General features: G+C 50.6%; 10 protein-coding genes. 5 read left to right on the top strand and 5 right to left on the bottom strand.

Going from position 1 to position 18,503, the window contains the following annotated elements; genetic code table 11:
* Window positions 1-18 precede the first annotated feature (18 nt).
* The 4 genes from P0078_RS00585 to P0078_RS00570 all read right to left on the bottom strand — a co-directional run bounded on the left by P0078_RS00585 (window position 19) and on the right by P0078_RS00570 (window position 9,817).
* Window positions 19-3,663 (bottom strand): amino acid adenylation domain-containing protein, encoded by a 3,645-nt coding sequence (locus P0078_RS00585; protein ID WP_282932540.1) that lies wholly within the window; start codon window positions 3,661-3,663, stop codon window positions 19-21.
* A gap of 328 nt (window positions 3,664-3,991) precedes the next feature.
* Window positions 3,992-7,150 carry an efflux RND transporter permease subunit gene (locus P0078_RS00580; RefSeq protein ID WP_282932539.1) on the bottom strand — a complete coding sequence of 1,053 codons (3,159 nt, stop codon included), beginning with the start codon at window positions 7,148-7,150 and terminating at the stop codon, window positions 3,992-3,994.
* Window positions 7,143-8,381 (bottom strand): efflux RND transporter periplasmic adaptor subunit, encoded by a 1,239-nt coding sequence (locus tag P0078_RS00575; RefSeq protein ID WP_282932538.1) that lies wholly within the window; start codon window positions 8,379-8,381, stop codon window positions 7,143-7,145. Before P0078_RS00575 ends, P0078_RS00580 begins: the two co-directional genes overlap by 8 nt.
* Window positions 8,381-9,817 carry an efflux transporter outer membrane subunit gene (locus P0078_RS00570; RefSeq protein ID WP_282932537.1) on the bottom strand — a complete coding sequence of 479 codons (1,437 nt, stop codon included), beginning with the start codon at window positions 9,815-9,817 and terminating at the stop codon, window positions 8,381-8,383. Before P0078_RS00570 ends, P0078_RS00575 begins: the two co-directional genes overlap by 1 nt.
* 320 nt (window positions 9,818-10,137) lie before the next feature.
* Between P0078_RS00570 and P0078_RS00565 the strand changes: the two genes are divergently transcribed.
* The gene (locus tag P0078_RS00565) at window positions 10,138-11,322 is read left to right on the top strand and encodes an acyl-CoA dehydrogenase (RefSeq protein ID WP_282932536.1); all 1,185 of its coding nucleotides are present in this window, start codon (window positions 10,138-10,140) and stop codon (window positions 11,320-11,322) included.
* 411 nt (window positions 11,323-11,733) lie between these two features.
* On the opposite strand, the gene P0078_RS00560 is transcribed toward P0078_RS00565, so the two are convergent.
* Window positions 11,734-12,633, bottom strand: coding sequence for an EamA family transporter (locus P0078_RS00560; protein WP_282932535.1), 900 nt, complete (start codon window positions 12,631-12,633; stop codon window positions 11,734-11,736).
* A 215-nt stretch (window positions 12,634-12,848) separates the two neighbouring features.
* Here P0078_RS00560 and P0078_RS00555 point away from each other — a divergent pair, with 215 nt between their 5' ends.
* The 4 genes from P0078_RS00555 (at window position 12,849) to P0078_RS00540 (ending at window position 18,348) form a co-directional block, all read left to right on the top strand.
* Window positions 12,849-13,466 (top strand): trimeric intracellular cation channel family protein, encoded by a 618-nt coding sequence (locus P0078_RS00555; RefSeq protein ID WP_282932534.1) that lies wholly within the window; start codon window positions 12,849-12,851, stop codon window positions 13,464-13,466.
* Between the two features lie 60 nt (window positions 13,467-13,526).
* Entirely contained in the window at window positions 13,527-15,179 is a 1,653-nt protein-coding gene (locus tag P0078_RS00550; RefSeq protein ID WP_282932533.1) for an alpha/beta hydrolase, read from the top strand.
* A gap of 59 nt (window positions 15,180-15,238) precedes the next feature.
* Window positions 15,239-16,069 (top strand): sulfurtransferase, encoded by an 831-nt coding sequence (locus P0078_RS00545; protein ID WP_282932532.1) that lies wholly within the window; start codon window positions 15,239-15,241, stop codon window positions 16,067-16,069.
* Between the two features lie 914 nt (window positions 16,070-16,983).
* Window positions 16,984-18,348 carry an IS4 family transposase gene (locus P0078_RS00540; RefSeq protein WP_502867290.1) on the top strand — a complete coding sequence of 455 codons (1,365 nt, stop codon included), beginning with the start codon at window positions 16,984-16,986 and terminating at the stop codon, window positions 18,346-18,348.
* Window positions 18,349-18,503 lie beyond the last annotated feature (155 nt).

The raw sequence follows: 18,503 nt of genomic DNA, 5'->3' as shown, positions 1-18,503 counted from the left end.
AACCTCACCCCTCATGAGTTAATGAATCGCCTGCTCCCTAGCTAATCCACAGTCTACAGGGTTATTTACCTCCACACTTAAATCTAGAATACGGGCGATCCACCATATAAATGGCTCAACCTGACCACTTAATGTACAGCTGCCTGTACAAATACCATCGAGCAGCGACTGAGCATCGTGAAGCCGCAAAGCCATGACAGACCTCTGATTTCTTAGTGTTAATGAGCAAAAAGGAACGTCGTCAGCCGAGTGATCACTTAGGGTTACTTTGCCACCATCAATTAAAATCCTCACCGGCTCAAACTGTTCAGTAACACTCACGGACAAGCACAAGTTGGGCATAGGGCTGGATTGTCGGTTGATATATTCCTTTAGGAAGTTAGAAAAGGTATTTGCCCACTCACCAATTTCAGCAAGGGCTTGCCCCAAATCCATAGCTTCCTCTTTTATTTTCTGGGGTTGAACATCAACCTCTTTTTCAGCCTCAATAAGAGCTTCCAAGGTCCTATCAACATCCTCCCTAGTGTGAGCCGCGGAACAAATCAACCTCAGGCGCCCTCGGCCACTTTCAACTATAGGATAGGTGACAGCAGAAGTTTGAATACCGCGCTGATATAGGGCTTGTACTATCCCGTATAACTTATCTTTATCACTAAAATGGGGCGTAATAATTGGCCCATCACCTGTTCCCAGGTCGTACCCAGCCCGCTCAAACCTTTGTCGCATATAGCGGGTCGTATCCCATAATTGCTCGCGTAATCCATCGTCAGATCTAATGCGCTTCAATGCTGCTAATGCAGCAGCAATATCTGCGGGGCTGACAGAAGCCTGGAAAATGTATGCCCTCGCTGAGGATTTCAGCAGATCAACATATTCCTTATTCGCAGCAACAACGCCACCGAGACTACCAAGCGACTTGCTAAGAGTTGTCATTATAAAGTCTACTTGATCTGTAACTCCTTGAGCCGCACAGATGCCCGCACCGCTTTCACCGTAAAAACCAAACGAATGTGCCTCATCAACCAAAACGAGGGCATTGTATTTCTTTGCTGCGCGTACAATCTCTGCCACGGGTGCAGCCCCTTCCCCCATACTATAAACCCCCTCGAGTACCACTAAAATTGTACGGTAAGGGGATACCTCCGACTTGAGTACAGACTCCAGATCAGAAGTGCTATTGTGTTGGAAAGTCCTGATTTTGGCCCCACTGAGGCGAGCTCCATCAACAATTGAGGCATGGCAAAGCTGATCGATAACCACGACATCATCTTCACCAAGAAGTCCTGCGACGACCCCGACATTGGCTGTGTAGCCCGTTGGAAATAAGCAAGCTCCAGACTTACCTACTAAATCAGCAAACTCCGCTTCAAACTGCAGGTGGAGGTCTGTCAGACCTGATGCCGCTGCAGAAGTACCCATTCCGGTACCGAGGTGCCGAAGAGCCGACGATGCCTGCTCGATAACTGACTCATCCCTATTCAAGCCAAGGTATAAGTTTGTAGTCCATATAATGGCATCTTGAGTATCATCGCTGTAAACATCCGTTACTGTGCCCCGAGTACCACTGCCTGTGAGCAAAACCTTGCTATAAGGATTCCTCTCCTGGTTATTAACCATCGCAATCACAGCTTGCAACAACCTACTTTTATCGGAAGCAGACCAGGATGATGCCTTTGCAACTTGAAAACTTGGATGACTCAATTGGAGCTGAGACTGGAAGTGAGCCAGCTGATCGGTTTTAGCGCCGACAGCCACGCAAGGTGATTCAGAATCAACTTTGCTATCCATCAAGTCGAGCATATAGCCAGCCAATAACTTTGGCGTGGGGTAATCCTGAATTGCTTGAACAGTAAGCGGACGTCCCGCGCAATGGCTGAGACGGCTAGCCAACTCTAACGTCGTCAAAGAATCCAATCCCTGCTTATCGAATGTTAGCTCTGGTAATACACTTTCGGGATTTGAGTGGTTCATAAGAGAAGCCATCTCACCCTGAATAATTGACATAATAATTGTTTCGCTATCCACAGATAAAGCTGCGAAGTGTCCAAGTAATTTGCTGCCTTGGTTAATATCATCATTTGCGGCAAAACTATTATCAACAAAGGCACTGAAATCGACTTTGAGGAGTGCTAGTTTTTTTCGGTCGAGCTTATTGTTAGGGAGCAGAGGCAACTCACGTAGATGTCGAACAAAATGGGGAACCATATATTTTGGAAGACGCTCATTGAGAAAAGCCTTTACAGTTTCCTCAGTAATTGCCTTATCTGTAACGACAATATAGGCCACTAGTATCTGTTGCCCTGCTCCGCCATCAACTACAGTAGCGGCCGCTGCATTAACCCCGGTTAGCGACTCAAGTGTCGACTCGACTTCTTCCAACTCAATACGATACCCCCTGATCTTTACCTGACAGTCAGCACGCCCCAGATATTCTATTTCCCCATTCTCTGTCCATCGGCATAGGTCTCCCGTTTTATACAGACGTTGATCCGCTATTCCAGTATCGGGAGCTGTCTGAATAAATCGCGCCTTGGTTAGTGGCTCATCATTCAAATAGCCTCTAGCGAGCTTGTCACCCGCCAAATATAGCTCCCCCTCTCTACCGGGAGAAACCGGTCGCAGATTTCTGTCCAAAATATACGCGCAGGAATTCGGGAGAGTCTTCCCTATCGTAATACTACCGCTACCAGGGCTAACCTCAGTATAAGTAGAATAAACCGTATCCTCTGTGGGACCGTATACATTCACTATCCTCGGTTTAACCGCCCCTGCATAAATCTGATCAACCAAGGACTGTTTAAGTACCTCACCCCCAAAAATCAGGCAACGGATTCCCCCGGGCAGCTCTTCTACTGAAAGTAAGGCCTGCATTGCTGATGGAACAGTGATACAAGTTCGCACTTGCGCAAGAGAGGGTAACTGCGGCAACTCCAAAATATTTTTTGCCAATATAACCCGGCCACCCAATGCTAGAGCTCCTATAGTCTCCATCACAGACGGGTCAAAACAAACTGAAGTCGAAGCTAGCACACCTTCAAGCTCATCATTACTCAATAGCTCGCTCATGGACTTACTGAGAGCGATAAGGCTGCGGTGCTCAATAGCGACCCCCTTCGGGTTTCCGGTAGAACCCGACGTATAGATTACGTAGGCCAAATCACTCGCACCGGGCCTTACCTGCTCGGGCGGCAAGTTCGGCGACTCCCCTCGTAACTCATCAATCCATAGCAGCTCATTAACACCAAGACACAAGTTTGCACTACTATCACAATCAACTATTGCTGCCGCAGCTTTGGAATGTTCGAGCGTATACCGCACGCGCTCTTGCGGGTAAAGCGGATCTAATGGGACATAGGCACAACCTGCACGCATCACACCAAGTAAAGCAGCGACCAACTCCCAGGATCGATTCATACAGACCCCCACCAGGGAACCTGGCTTAACTCCCCGGCTTACCAATTCAGCTGTAATCCCATTGGCGCGCTTCATTAGGAAAGTGAAACTTACCTTCTTGTCGCCATCAATAATAGCGACCTTATCGGGACTCTTTAATCTTTGTCTTTCGATTAAATCACAGACTGTCTCTCCCGATGATACAGCAGCTATTTCTACTTGACTTACATCTTCGGGTTGAACTTTCAATTCGTCTATTGAGCTGCACACTGAACGTTACCTTTTATACTTATTAAAATCTGAAAACTAACTTTCAATCTATCTCGCTGTCTTTCAAATTTGGTCAAAATTTTATGTTATTTGAAAATACAGAGGAATCATTCGGTAAACGGGAAGTATGCCGGGAATAAATTTCATAACATTGAACTAGCCCAGCATTTCCGCTACTGAAAATTCAATGAATGAAGAGGAATACAAATAGATCGAGCGTTCTGGAAGCTAGAAGCGGAAAGCGGAAACCACTGGGGAAAAATCGGTCACAAAAGAAGTGGCATTGAGAAGAGATGCAGTCGGCACAAAATGCCGACTGCATTTAAATCTATTTATGTACAACTACACCTTCACCTCTAAGGCGGATAAAGTTGTTTTTCAGCCATACGAATAACTGTGGAATATCTCTACCCATCATTAAATAGAGACAGGGTACTAATAACAATGAAATCGCCGTGGCAGCAAGTATTCCATAGCCCAGCGAGATCGCCATTGGAATCATAAAACGCGCTTGCACCGAGCTTTCAAAGATCATCGGCATCAAGCCGCAGAAAGTTGTTACAGTGGTCAACACAATTGGGCGGAAACGCCGCGCTGCAGCTCCCTTGATAGCACTTTCCAAATCGGCACCATCATTTCGAAGGCGATTGCTGTACTCAATCATTACCAGGGTATCGTTAATCACAACTCCGGCCAGTGCTACCATCCCCAGCAGACTCACCATACTGAGTCCATACCCCATACCTAAGTGACCAAGTAACGCACCGATCACACCAAAGGGTATCGCCACCATTACGATCAACGGCTGTACGTAACTCTTTAAGGGAATTGCCAATAACAAGTACAGCACCGCCATTGCAAGGGCAAAGGTCATCGCCAGGCTTGCCAATCCCTCTCGCTCCTCCGCTTGGCGTCCCTCATACGAAACACTTAAGCCGGGGAATTCAGCTTTCAATTGGGGGACCACACTTTCATTCAGCTCATTAATCACAAGCGTCGCTTGGTCACTGGGCTCCACATTGGCGGTAATTGTTGTAACCCTGCGGCCTGCTCGGCGATTAATCGTGGCATAGGCGCGCCCTTTATCAATTTTTACCAGATCTGGCAGGGGCATCCAAAGTCCATTGCTGGCCCGGATCATAATGCTATTCACATCATTGATATTGGCTCGCTCATCCTCTGGCAAACGCACCATGACCTTCACCTGATCCCGGCCGCGCTGTTGGCGCAGGGCCTCAGCCCCGTACAACGCTGCCCGCAACTGGCGACCAATATCCTCCGCAGACATGCCCAAACTTTTGGCCGTTTCAGTCAGCGTAAGGTCCAACTGGGTCTTACCGAGGGAAATACCGGGATCGATATCACTGACATTGGGGAATTTCTCCAACTCATCCCCTAAACGTATCGCAGCTTGCTCCAAGGTATCCGTGTCAGTATGGCGAAGCTCCACGGTTAACGAGGAGCCAGCGCCGGGACCGCCACGGTCAGAAGCTGTTGTCGCGCTAAGGGCACCGGCAATGGGTCCCACTTCCTGGCGCCAGGCGCGAATAAACTCACCGGTGGAAAAAGGACGCTCATCTGCGGGAACAAAGAAAGCGTCCACCATAATCGCATCATCGCCCATCAAACCGCGAATCCCCAGGAAGACCTTTTCTTTATCGTATTGCTCGAGCACCTTATCGGCAGCAGTAATAATCTGCGAGCGCGCTTTTTCCAGCTGGGATTGAGCCGTTCCGGTGGGAAAAGTAACGGCAAAGCGACCGGAGTCACGCTCCACCCTGGGCATCAAGGTGAAGCCCATACGACCGCTAGCCGCATAACCGCCAACCACCAACAGCGCCGCTACCGCCACGGCAATAGTGGTGTAGCGGTGCTTGATACATATATCCAGGAAGGGCCTAAATCGCTGCTGTACAAAACGATCCAATCCCCGCGCCAGCATTTTCTGCCGCGCGGCAAAGCGGCGCGCCCGGCGACTTTTATAGCCGCGACGAGAGTGGGCCAAGTGACCGGGCAAAATAAACAGGGCTTCCACCCAGGAAATAATAAATACCGAGCCCACCACAAAGGGAATCACACCAAAGATCTTGCCCATAAAGCCGGGTAAGGCCATCAATGGAAGGAAGGCGACAATATTAGTCAGAATCGCAAATGTGAGCGGCACCGATACCTGCCGGGCACCGGCAACGGCAGCCTCCAGATTGCTGTAGCCTTTTTGTCGCCACTCGTGGATATTCTCACCGGCAATAATTGCATCATCCACCACTATTCCAAGGGCGATAATAAAGGCAAACATACTTACCATACTGATGGAAATATCCAGCCCAGGCAGGAATAGCAATGCCCCCAGGAAGCTGGTAGGAATGCCCAGTGTTACCCAAAAAGCCAACCGCAATTCCAGAAAGGCTCCGAGCACAACAAATACTAATAAGAGCCCAATAAAACCGTTCTTCAGCAGCAGGGTCAGACGCGCTTTGAAAATTTCTGAGTCGTCATCTCGAACTGTCAGGGTCACCCCCGGAGGCAGGCTTGCCCTGACCTCATCAACGACTTCATGGGCAGCCTCACTGACACTCATTGGTGTTTGGTCGCCCACCCGGTAGATCTTGATGCTGATAGCTGGCTCGCCGTTAAACACCATATTGCGCGCTTCTTCCTCAAGCGCATCGCTGATATTGGCAACATCCTTTAAATAAACAGCACCGCCACCAGCGCCCTGGGCAATAACAATATCGCCGAACTCACGAGCCCAATCACGGCGCTCGGTCACCCGAACCAATATCTCCCCCGCATCAGACTTAACGCTGCCGCTGGGAATATCTACCGCTGCATTTTCTACGATGCTTGCCACTTCCAGCAGGGTAAGCCCATAGCGACGCAGGTCATCGCGGCGAATCTCGATCGCCACTTGTAAGTCCCGCATACCCTGTGCTTCCAGCTGGGTAATACCGCTGTGCGCTTCGAGCTTATCGTAAACCTGCATCGCCAACGCGCGCAGGTTTTGCTCGGTAAGATCGCCGTGCAATACGAGGTCCAGCACATCCCGTTTGCGCTCAGCCAGACTGACCTGGGGCTGCTCAATATCTGTGGGGAAAGTGGTAACGGAATCGATAGCCTGCTGAATATTCTGGTACACCAAGGCAGCATCAGCATCGCCTTCCAGCTCCAGTGTCAAAGAGGCACTACCCTCATTGGCCCTCGCGGTCATCTCCTTGATCCCTACCAAGCCCTGTACCGCCTGCTCTGCGGCCACCAGTACACCGCGCTCGACTTCCTCAGGGCTGGCACCGGGATAGGAAATGGACACGCTCACAGTGTCCAGGCTGAACTCCGGGAAAACTTCCTTTTTAACGATGGTCGAAAAAATCAAACCACCGATCAGGAAAACCAGCATCAACAAATTGGCGGTTACATGGTTGCGCGCCATCCAGGCGATGGCGCCCGTGCGGGTATCGACCTTATCTTTGGATCTATTCTGCTCAGTCATCTGCGCCCCCAGCATTGGGTCCACCGGGGCCGCGCCTTGGCGGCCGTTCTGCAGAGGCAGCCGCATCTATCGGCGGACGCTGCTGGCGATTACTGTCTCCGGCAATTCGCACCGGCATACCCTCAGTAACGGTTACCAACCGGGTCGTCACTAAGGCTTCTCCACCGCTGAGCCCCTGCTCCAGGACTGCAAAGTCGCCGCTCATATAGGCCACTTCTACCGGCAGAACCGTGGTGCGGTTCTCGCGAACCACCCACACATTGTTGCCGTCTTGCAACGCAGTGAGGGGGATACGCACGCGCTCATCCTCACTTTGGGAAACGATCTCTACTTTCGCCAGATCGTTGAGAAGCAGCTGCGGCTGGGACGGATCCTGGACGGAAAGCGGGTCTTCCAGCTCTACCAACACACTGGCGAGACGACCCTGCTCTTCCAGTACCGGGATAACCCGGACAAACTCACCGCGGCGGTAGACGCCCTGCGGCCACTGGCTGCCGTAAATTCGAACTTCAACATCACCGCGTCCGAGCCGGTGCAGTTGCGACGCGGGAACCTCAACGGCAATCTGGAAACGGTCGGCACTAGCGAGGCTGTAAAGAGTATCTCCCGGAGAGACGCGATCACCGACGTCGGCATCACGCTCAACTACCAGGGCATCAAATGGGGCGCGAATCTCGGTAAGCCGAAGATCGCGTTTAGCCAAGGCCACATTTGCCTCTGCGGATTTTACTGCCGCCTCTGCTGCAGCTCTCTGAGGCTCGCGCAACACCAGAGCCTTATCCGTTCCAGACAGGGCTGTGCCGAGAAGCTCGTATTCCTCTTGAGCAACTTGCTGCTGTCCTTGCTCCTGCTGCAATTCAGCACGGCGTTCGGCGAGGGTGCTCTGGGCCGTCATCAGGGCCAACTGGTAGGGCTCCTGATCAATACGCAACAGCACCTGCCCTTTTGGCATTACGGCTCCGGGGCCCAGATCATAATCGAGCCACTGCACCTGCCCCTGTACTTGGGGCTCCAACTCCGCTAACTCACGGGCACTCACTTTACCCAGCGCGCTCAGGGTCACAGGAAAACGACCCTGCTCAGCAACGGCTACATCGACTGTCGGCGGTGGCGATTTGCGCTCACCGCGACTGACCGACGGTTTTTCCCGCATCATCCAGTTGAAGGCCAGGAATGCCAACACCACCAAAATTATGGGGATCAGCAGGCGCCAATTGAGTTTCTGCAACATCAGTTATTTCCCTCCAGGTACAACTCCAAATCCACTGGCTCGGGGGCTGGAAGATCCGCCTGGGGGATCCCGCCGGAAAGCGCGCGGTAAAGTACTACTCGGTTTTCAATCAGTTCGCGCTCGGCAGACAAGATTTGTCGCGCCAAACTCTGTTGTTCACTCGTCGCGGTCAACACATTGAGGAAGTCGATGGTCCCCCGCGCATAGGCGCGGCTTTGGCGCAGAACCAAAAGGTCTGCGAGACGCTCACGCTCACGTAGATGGTTGAGTCTCCGCTCGATCAGGCTCTCTCGAATCAAGGCCTGCTCTACTTCAGACAAGGCTTCATTGACTGCACTGCGGTAGAGCGCCCAGCGCTCCTGCAGAACGGCGTCCTGTTGCTCCCGGGCTGATGCCAGGGCGCCACCATCAAAAATCACCCCCTCAATAGAGGCTGCGATGGCCAAGAGCCAGTTTTCAGTCACATCACTAATTAAACTGGTGCCATTGCTGGCTACCGCAGACAAACTAAATACGGGCAGTCGATCTGCCCAGGCCTCATCGGCTAAGTGATAGCCCTGTAGAAGGTCTCGCTGCGCCTCAACGACATCCGGGCGGCGCAATAACAATTGCGATGGCACGCCGGTCTCTGGCAGGGCTGGTAATACCGGCAACCCGGCCTGTTCGTGAATAATGCCGCTAAGTTCCTCGACATTGATACCCAAAAGCACCGCTAACTGTACTTTTAGAGTTTCGGCATCCGCTTCCTCCTCATCCAGTTCCTGCTGTGACTGCTGGACCAGTTGCTGTTGCTGCAAAACATCGGCTGCACCTGAGACGCCACGACCAAAGCGCAGTTCCAGAACCTTCAGGCTTTTGCGATTGATCTCCAGCTGTTGTTGCAGCAAATCCCGCTGCCCCCACTGCTCCCGCAACTCCAACCAGGTAGCTGCCACCTCGCTCGCCAGGGTCAGAGCTGCCGTCTGTAAATTCTGTTCCTGGGCCAGGTAAGCCGCCTCTGCAGCACTGGCACCGGCACGAACCCGCCCCCAAAGATCCACTTCGTAGCTGGCGGCGATACGGGTACTCCAACTATTGCCCTCCGCAGAGGGATCGGTGAACTCGCCGGAAGAGTAGCGCTGCTCAGTATTTTCAATACTGGCGGTCAGTCTTGGCCAAAGGCCCGATCGCGCTCCCCGCGCGGTGGCTGCGGCCTGCTCCAATCGCCAATAGGTAGCCTGAATATCCGGATTATCTTTCAGTGCCAGCTGTACCAAATTGTCCAACTGCGGATCTTCCAAATCTCGCCACCAGCGCAAACTCGGTGCGACGGTACCCGATGCACGAAAAGATTCTGGTAACCCTAAATTTTCATCGGGTTGAATGGTCTCAATTGGCTGCGAACTACAGCTGACAAGCAGCGGAACACAAATTGCCAAAATACGGTAAAAGGACAAGGAATATCACCGAAATTAAACGTTTAATCGTAAAAAATAGAGATTTATTGCGTGCATTATCCGCCCCCCAAAATCGCTCGCAATGCGTTTTACTCTTGTTTACAAAGCATACGTAAAATCAGGCAAAAAATTGCTGCCCGCAGGAGTGCCGAAAACCGACTACTTCGGTATGATGCGGCACACTAAACTGAATAGTCATCGGGGTTTGACGCGGAGCTTATCCAAAAAGTCTCCCCTCTGTACAAAGGTGCTCGGCCTTCTTCAGCCGGCCCCCTTGGACGCTCCGGTGGAATTAATAACGGAAGTAGAAGAGACAAACCATGAGTAAACATCAGCCACTCGCCCATTGGGACGATATTTTGCTGCTGGACCAACAGCTGACCGACGAAGAGCGCATGGTGCGCGACACGGCACGTGAGTACTGCCAAAGCAAACTGATGCCCAGAGTTCTCGAGGGTAACCGCCACGAAATCTTCGATCGTGAAATCATGAACGAGATGGGTGAATTGGGCCTGCTCGGTTCCACCATCGAAGGCTACGGCTGTGCCGGTCTCAACTACGTTTCCTACGGCCTGGTGGCGCGCGAAGTTGAACGCGTCGACTCCGGCTACCGCTCCGCCATGAGCGTTCAGTCCAGCCTGGTTATGCACCCAATTTACGCTTACGGCAGCGAAGAGCAGAAGCAGAAGTACCTGCCCAAGCTGGCATCCGGCGAATGGGTTGGCTGTTTCGGCCTGACCGAGCCCGATGCGGGTTCCGATCCCGGCGGCATGAAAACCCGCGCCAAGAAAGTCGATGGCGGCTACCGCATCAGCGGCTCCAAGATGTGGATCACCAACAGCCCAATCGCCGACGTTTTCGTTGTTTGGGCGAAAGATGACGACGATATTATTCGCGGCTTCGTGCTGGACAAGGGTATGGAAGGCCTCTCCGCACCGAAGATCGAAGGCAAGTTCTCACTGCGCGCCTCCATTACCGGTGAGATCGTGATGGACAATGTGTTCGTTCCGGAAGAAAACAAGTTCCCGGAAATTGGCGGACTGCGCGGCCCCTTCGGCTGCCTGAACCGCGCTCGTTACGGTATCTCCTGGGGCGCCATGGGTGCCGGTGAGTTCTGCTGGCACGCCGCTCGCCAGTACGGCCTGGACCGCACCCAGTTCAACCGCCCTCTGGCTCAAACCCAGCTGTTCCAGAAGAAACTGGCTGACATGCAGACCGAAATTACCCTGGGCCTGCAAGCCTCCCTGCGCGTTGGTCGCATCATGGATGAGAACAAGCAGTTCGACCCCACCATGATCTCCCTGGTGAAGCGCAACAACTGTGGTAAGGCACTGGATATCGCCCGTATTGCTCGCGATATGCACGGCGGCAACGGCATCTCCGACGAATTCCACGTAATTCGCCACGTGATGAACCTGGAAGCTGTAAATACCTACGAAGGTACCCACGACGTACACGCATTGATCCTCGGCCGCGCCCAGACCGGCCTGCAAGCATTCGTGTAAAACACGTCTAGTTCGATGCTCACGGTATTTTCCGTGGGCATCGCCCTTATCCCATCACTTCTTATCTGCTTACTTCTACCTCGGCCCCAGGTTGGTAGCACAAAGCCATTAAACTAAAGTTCGGAATAATCACGCAAAAAGGCGGCGCATAGACTGTGGAGCAGTATTAAATTATTACCCACACCAAGCAAAGTACTGCACCGAAAAAAACGTTTGGATTTAAAGTAAAAATAATTTGAGAGCAGGCCAAAACTCACTGTGACCGTTTACGCATCATCGAACCGCGAAACAAGTAAAGACAGCCCTCAGCAATTATTAAACTCTCAATAAAGGTATAAAAAGGAAGTTTTGGGAACCGCGGAAAGCCCAAACAGAGAGCTCAACAAGCTGAATAAAATTATTACCCCTCCCCTAACTTCCCTCCACATCAACAATCTCCTGCCCCGGATTTCGATCATTTAATTTCACTACACAAAGAGCAATACCCAGCAACACAACAAAAGTCGCTACCCACTCAACAAATGTAAGATATTCACCGAGGATAATTGATGAGCCGATTATTCCCACAATAGGAACCAGCAACCCAAATGGTGAAACGCAGGCAGAGGAATAGCGACGAATTAAATCACCCCATAAAATATAACCAACCAATGTCACCATGCACACTTGGTAAACAATTGAAAACCAACTGGCCGTATGCGCCTGAAAAAAGAAAACCCAGGGAGTATGGCTCTCATAAAATATTGACAAGACCAAAAGAGGTACCGGCGGCACCAATGAAGCCCAAACCATTAAATGAAGTAAGTTAACACCTGGCATCCTGCGGAATACGATATTCGCTATCGCCCAAGACAGCCCCGCCCCCATAATAAGGATAAATCCCACTATCGTTGTCGACCCACCTTTATCGGCATAGTAGAAGAATACAGAGAACCCTACAGCCGCTATTACCAAACCCAAGCACTGCTGCATATTTATCTTATCGCCAAACAGCATTGCGAATAGCAATAGGGTGAATGGCACCTGCGACTGCATAAGCAGTGACGCTACACCCGCTTGAATATCGGCCTTCATGGCGTAGTACATCAACCCCAGAGAGAGAAACTCTAAGAAGAAACCGAGCGCAACAACATTGAGGATCGAGGTCTTGGGGAATGGACAAAAGAAAACCAGAGGAACAGCGACGAGGGTGAAGCGAACCGAAGCCAATAACATTGGCGGGAAGTCGGCCAGCGCCACCTTGGTTATCGGGTAATTCAGTCCAAAAATTGAGACTGCCAGCAAAGCCAACAGTATGCTTTTATACGGCATCTCTACAGCCAGTGAACAATGGACGTAACCAAAGGGTAGCAGCCTCCATTACTCTTCTGCGCCTAATGGGCCCTTGGTCATTGTTTCAATAGCTCCCTGGTACCGATCTATTGCGGCGCCTCACACTTCTCACCAGTAGATCGCTGCTCAATTCCCTTTGCGTAGACAGAAGTGCTATTCTCCCCTGCCCGCCAATCTCTGGATGTAACGATGATATGGATGAGCTGCTGCACTGGTTTGAATTGATCGGTATCGCGGTCTTTGCCTTCAGCGGCGTACTCGCCGCCGGCCACAAACAGATGGATTTATTTGGTGCCGTGGTACTCGCCTGCGTCACCTCTATTGGCGGCGGCACCGCCCGGGACATTATTCTCAACGTCCCTGTATTCTGGCTTGACCACACCTATTACCTGTGGATCGCCTCAATTACCGGTGTAGTAAGCTTTTACCTGATACGCTATCTAAAGGTCCCTATGCGCCTGCTAATGGTGGCAGATGCCATTGGACTCGCCGTTTTTGTGGTGCTCGGAACCCAGAAAGTACTAGAACTGGGCTATTCCGCGACCATCGCAATCGTGCTCGGCGTAATGACCGGTACTTTTGGCGGGGTGATTCGGGATGTGCTGTCCGGTGACATTCCACTTTTACTCCGGCGAGAGATCTATGCCACCGCTGCCCTTACCGGTACGGCCATACTCGTTGCCTTGGACAATGTAGGGTGGCTACCCCATGAGCTAGTGGTGGCTATTGCTGTATTTGTGACCTTAGCGATTCGCCTCGCGGCATTGCGCTGGAATATCTCCGCGCCAGTGGCACGCTTCGGCAAGCACTGACCCACTCAAAGGTCTGAAACCATAAACCACTATTTAGTAGCAGTCACAGGAATAATCTAAGTGCAAAAAGCCCGATTGCGCATTCTCCTCATCATTCTCTTTTCCATGGTGATTGGAGCCTGTGAGCGCTCGACAAACTCTGCTCAAACCGGTCAATCCCCGCAAAAACAATACGCTCGCCTGGTAGCAAAGCCCTGCTGGTTCAAAACCGATGAAACCTGGCCTTTCACCCAGTGTTTCATGATGGAGGTGCCGGAGAATTATGCCCACCCAGAAAAGCGCAAAATCCGCTTTCCGGTCGTGCGCTTCCGCGCCACAAACCCCGATCCCAAGAAAATCCCCCTACTCCACCTAGGCGCCGGAGGCCCCGGAGCCAGCATGGGGTTAGAGCCCGAGAACGCCAGCGATTGGTTGTGGCTTAACTATGCCGCCATGACAGTAGAAGATGGCCGGGATCTCTTTGTTATAGATCCCAGGGGCACCGGTATGGCCCAGCCGCGCCTCACTTGCAGCGAGTTTATCGAAGATGCCGATACCGCCTTCCGGCGCAACCTGTCTCCGGAAGAAGAGGCCCGTGTTTTTTCCTTCAGTATGGAGCGCTGTTACAGCCGCCTGAGCAAAGGTGCCGACTTGGCCCAGTACAACAGTTCTGTGATCGCAAGAGATGTAGAAGAGCTGAGAAAAACCCTCAAGCTCGATAAATTCGACCTCTATGGGGTGTCCTACTCCTCCCGCTACGCTCTGACAGTGGCCCGCGACTTCCCAGAGTCAGTGCGCACCCTGGTGCTTAACAGTGCGGTCTTCCCCAATATTGTCTACACGCAGCAGCTCCCACAGGACTCCCTGGCAGCCTACGAGCGCGGCCTGAAGCATTGCATCGAAGACGAGAAATGTAACAGTCGCTATCCCAATTTGCGCCGCAGGCTGGAAAACCTGATCCAGACCTTAGACGAAGAGCCGCGCACCATTCCGATCAAGCACCGCTACTCAAAGCAAAGCTATCCCTTTGTGCTTACTGGACAGCGCTTGCTGAGAGTTCTATTCCAGGCGCTGTATAACGAAAACTTCTACAGTGAACTGCCCAAGATGATCGAGGGCCTGGAAAATGAGGGCGATGAAGGGCTACAGCCGGCCCAGGATGCCATCGCACACTTTATGGAGATCGTACTGGACCCCTACTTTGGGGATGCAGCCGGCGTTAGCCACTTCTGCTATGAAGAGGCTCCTTTTGTCGATTTTGATCAGGCCAGGGCCAACGCTGCAGACACCGGCATTCTCGGCGGGGCCGTGCGATCAGATTTGAATTTGTTGCAGCTACAGTGTCGCATCTGGGCAATCCCCTCTGCTCCACTCACTGAGTCAGAAGCCATCTCCACCCCAGTTCCAGTGATAGTGTTACACGGCGGCCTGGATCCGGTACTAGCTGCAGATGATGTCGATATCGCACGCAAAGAGCTACCGAATCACCAATGGCTGCTATTTCCCAACCTGGCTCACGATATTATTTCCGCAAGCAACTGCGCGGAGCGGGCTGTAGCGCGCTTTCTCGACAACCCTGCCGAAGATCAAACCGAAACCACCATGACTTGCCGCAAAGCAGAGCTAGCAGACCAGATTTCCACCGAAGAAGAGTCTGAGTCCCAGCAAGAAGCCGAACAACAGGCCGTCGAACCCCAGGCAGCAGAAGTCCCAGCCCCGGAAAGCGGCCAATAACAAAAGACAACAGCTGAAGTTACACGACAAAAGCGGTATCAAGGATTGAGGAGAGGCCGATGGAGAGCAACAACAACCCTACCCTGATTGAAGTTGCGGATTTGGTAGAGCTCAAAAAGACCGGCGAACCCGTAATATTGGACTGCCGCTATAGCCTGGCGGATCACGATAGTGGTGAGCGGGACTATCGGGCTGGCCATATTCCCGGCGCCCATTACGCCTGCCTGCACCGTGACCTCTCTGCCCCAGTGCAACGCTACGGCGGCCGCCACCCAATGCCGAGCGCTGCACAGTTCCAGGACTACGCTCGCAATCTGGGAGTCGATAGTGACACACAGGTAATCGTCTACGACGACAACCGCCTGGGTTTCGCTGCCCGTGCCTGGTTCCTGTTTTTCTTCTTTGGCCACAAGAAAATCAGCATTCTGAATGGCGGTCTAAAAGCCTGGCTCGATGCAGGGGAGGATTTGGAGACAAGCGAGCCCACTCTATCCAAGCAAGGAAACTTCAGCGCACAACCAAAAGAAAATCTTTTGGTTCATTACGAGACTATCAAACAAAACCTGGATAAAGCACCCTGGCAGTTAGTAGACGCCCGGGACAGTCAGCGCTTTGAAGGAATTGAAGAGCCTATCGACCCGATTGCCGGACATATACCCACCGCCATCAACCAGCCCTGGCAAAACATTACTGACAAAAACAATGGCAAAGTGAAATCTATTGCCGAACTTAAATCACAGTTTGGCAACTTGGCAGATGGTAAACCACTTCTCAACTACTGCGGCTCCGGGGTTACTGCCTGCGTTAATTTCTATGCACAATATTTAGCTGGTCGCCACGACTCCTTACTCTATCCCGGAAGTTGGAGTGATTGGTGCGCACATCAGTAAAAGAAAAAATCAGAACCCCTTAGCACACACAACTGTCAAGAGGTCATTTAAGTAGATACAGCGTACTTGTCCAAACTATATGGCTATAAGGTAACGAGGCCAAAAAAGATAAGAGGCAGAGCCCGGCATGAGGGTTAGCGATCGGGAGTACGCCCCTAAAAAGCTAGAAGAAAAACCCAAATATAATAGCTAAATTTAAATTCAGCCCACACTCAAAAAATTCTCAGCCGACTAACGTAAATACTTTGGCAAAAGAATCCGCAGCTATAGCCATCACACCAAATGTGAAATTATTCTTCTCATTACAATGAATACTTTTGGTACATACATTAGAAAATATCTCAGCCCTCACCAAGCAGAATAAAGCGGAATAAAGCGGATAACCCACACTGCGCCTTCCTCCAAGCATCTCTTGATACTGCCAATGATATTGTAATATTTTATCGCCACTCGAGATTGCGAACAATTATCAAAAGCCTAATGGAATATTCTTTTTACCAAGCCTGTGTAACAAATTGAACTACCAGACGCCTCTAAAATCAGCATGCCTCTCAGTTCCGAGATCTATTAACAGATGATAGAATGCAGCCGTTTTGAACATGCCATTAAAATTTATAGATCATGCTTTCAGCGGCAAAAGATGGCTACACAGGTCTCAGGAGAGTAACCCGAACTGATACTTACGTACCAATTATTGTCGGCATCAGCTTATGGGAAGAACTGGCTGGGAATTGAAATAACTGTGTTTGCCTTGCCAGATTCTAATATCTATAGGTCTCAATCATAAGGAGATTAATCGTGAGATACAGGAAAGCATAGCTCTAAGTTTTATACATAAGTTTTTTCAGTTTTACTTTATAAATCAATAAGTTACAGTTTAACCCAGTAAGAACTATAGATTTGGCTGGATAATTATGCAGGACTGGGTCATGGACGAAATAAAAAATCAGGTTATGGGTGATACACGCTTGAATAAGCGCCTGTCTAATATTCTCAGTAATTTAAGTTCCGACCCAAAGAATAGTATTCCCTGCGCAAACAAAACTTGGGCAGAAACGTTTGCGGCTTATCGCTTTATCGAAAATGATAAAGTCAATTTTGATTCTATTATGAGCGGCCATAAATCGGCAACTCTTGAGAGAATCAAGGCGCAGCCCGTTGTTCTTATCCCTCAAGATACCACCTTTCTAAATTTTGCCACTGACTTAGAAAGTAAAGAGATGGGAACACTTAGGCGGAAAGAGACCAATCAGCAACTCTTGCACACCTCCATCGCTATAACGCCATCAAGAGTTAACTTGGGTGTTGTTGAGGGTAGTATGTGGCAGAGAGACAAGGAATCAAGCTCTAATTCCCGTTATACCAAGTCGATAAAGAATAAGGAGAGTCGACGCTGGCTAGACCATTACGAAACGGCTTGTCAGATACAGGAGCGCTGCCCTGAAAGTACAATTGTGAGTATTGCTGATAGAGAGGGTGATATTCATGAGTGGTTTCAACTGGCTGAAGATCAAAGTGAACAGCGGCGGGCGAGCTATATCGTTCGAGCTAAGGCCAATCGCACTTTAGAGCTCGATGGAGAAGAAACGGTTTTGCTTTGGGATCATATGAATGAGCAGAAATCTGTTGGTCTATACACGGTAGATATTCCCAAACGGAATGGTGAATCTGGAAGAAAAGCCAAAGTCAGTGTATCCACTACTGAGATACGGCTACTTGGGAAAGGAAAATCTAAACGACCACTTTCTCTCTATGCTGTATTGGCTAAAGAATTAAACCCACCAGAGGGTGAAAAAGGCATTGAGTGGATGCTGTTAACTGATCTTCCAGTTGAAGACTTTAAGCAGGCAAGGGTCATCATTGAGTGGTATCGAAGCCGGTGGGAAATTGAAACCTATTTTCGGGTGGTGAAAGGCGGATGCCAGATAGAAAGTAACCGTTTTAGAACAGAGCAGCGCATGTTGAACTGCATTGCGATCTATATGATTATTGGATGGCGGCTACATTCGATAACTACGCATGCACGAAGAGTTCCTGACGCACCGTGTACAAGTGCCTACTCTGAAAAAGAATGGCGTATGATATGGATGATGCGAGATAAAACTACTCCACCAAATGAACCCCCAAGCATGAGGGAGATAACCCGTATGTTGGCAGGTTTAGGAGGTTTTTTGGGGCGTAAAGGGGATGGCGAGCCAGGAGTTAAAACCGTTTGGCAGGGATACACCAAGCTACTTCATTATATAGAGGCAGCAGAAACTCTAAATGGACTTAAATAATGTGTATAAAACACAGGCATAGCTTTACATCATTCAGAAGAAAGGGGGTGGTTAGTGCATGCACCCTAAAATTAGTAAGTAAAGGCACCTGACATCACAACCTTAACTAACTCTGGTTGTGTAGCAAGTGCATTAAGCGTTATGTGATATGAATA

Source organism: Microbulbifer sp. VAAF005 (genome assembly GCF_030012985.1).
Taxonomy (GTDB): Bacteria; Pseudomonadota; Gammaproteobacteria; order Pseudomonadales; family Cellvibrionaceae; genus Microbulbifer.
Note: the sequence above shows the minus strand (reverse complement) of the source record. Positions and strands in the feature narration are given on the sequence as shown.